The sequence below is a fragment of the Streptomyces sp. XM83C genome, assembly GCF_023072675.1.
Lineage (GTDB): Bacteria > Actinomycetota > Actinomycetes > Streptomycetales > Streptomycetaceae > Streptomyces > Streptomyces thermocoprophilus.
On record NZ_JALLGL010000591.1, the window covers coordinates 1 to 1283 of the forward strand.

General features: G+C 74.7%; 1 protein-coding gene. It reads right to left on the reverse strand.

Annotation, left to right across the window (positions count from 1 at the left end; genetic code table 11):
• Positions 1-25 precede the first annotated feature (25 nt).
• On the reverse strand, positions 26-949 hold the full coding sequence (gene mmuM, locus MTQ10_RS30555; RefSeq protein WP_247474001.1) for a homocysteine S-methyltransferase: 924 nt from the start codon (positions 947-949) through the stop codon (positions 26-28).
• Between the last annotated feature and the right edge of the window lie 334 nt (positions 950-1283).

Below are 1283 nucleotides of genomic sequence, written 5' to 3' on the forward strand. Positions count from 1 at the left end.
CCCGCACCCTGCACCCCGCGTCCCCTCACCGAGCGGGCCGCAGCGTCCCCCCGATCCGAGCGATCACGTCGGGCCCCACCCGGCAGCACCCGCCGATCAGCCGCGCGCCCGCCCGCTCCCAGGCCAGGACACGGTCCGTCGAGAGCGTGGAGCGCCCGGTCCAGGCGCGGGCCCGGGCGTCCCAGGTCTCGCCGCTGTTCGGGTACGCCACCACCGGCTTGCCCGTCACCCGCGCCGCCGTCGCCACGGCGCCCTCCACGTCCTCGGGCGCGCAGCAGTTCACGCCGACCGCGACGATCTCGTCCGCGTCGGCGGCGGGAGCGAAGGCCTCCTCCAGCGGTTGCCCGGCGCGCGTGCGGTCCCCGTCCACGGTGTACGACAGCCAGGCCGGTACCCCCAGCCCGCGCACCGCCCGCAGCAGCGCCGCCGCCTCGTCCGCGTCCGGCACCGTCTCCAGGGCCAGCACGTCGGGACGGGCGGCGGCCAGCACCTCCAGCCGGGGCCGGTGGAACCGCTCCAGCTCGGCGACGCTCAGGCCGTATCGCCCCCGGTATTCGGAGCCGTCCGCCAGCATCGCCCCGTACGGGCCCGCCGACGCCGCCACCCACAGCGGGCGCGTCACCCCCTTGTCGCGGGCCTGCCCGGCCGCCCGGCGCGCCAGCTCCACGCTGAGGGTGAGCAGCCGCGCCGTCTCCGCGCGGCCGGTGCCGCGCCGGGCGAACCCCTCGAACGTGGCCTGATAGCTGGCGGTGATCGCCACATCGGCACCGGCCTCGAAGTACGCGAGGTGCGCCTCGGCGATCGCGTCCGGCCGCTCCGCGAGCAGTCGCGCCGACCACAGCTCGTCGCTCAGATCGTGCCCGGCCGCCGCGAGCTGGTTCGACATGCCGCCGTCCAGGACGACCGGCCCGGCGGCGAGGGCCTCGGTGAAGGAGACGGTGCTGCTCATACGGCCGACGGTAGCCCGGCCGGGCCCGGCCGGGCCGGACAGGATCGCCTGCCGGCGGCGACGGACCCCCGACCGCCCTGCCGCACTAGCCCCGCCAGCCGGAATGGCAAGCGGGGCTCAAGTATGCGGATTTCGGAACATTCATGCATTGCAGTCGACTGCGGATAGCTGCGCCCGAATGCGCTGCGCTCGCTTCTGACCGGTGCGTAACGAGCTCGTGCACGGTAGGCGGTGAGGCGTCGAGTTCCCGATCGTCGATCATGGTCGTGTGGTGGGGAATGTGTCTCGTGCAGCGATCATCAGCGACCGGAGGATCACGGGCCTGTCGGCCGAC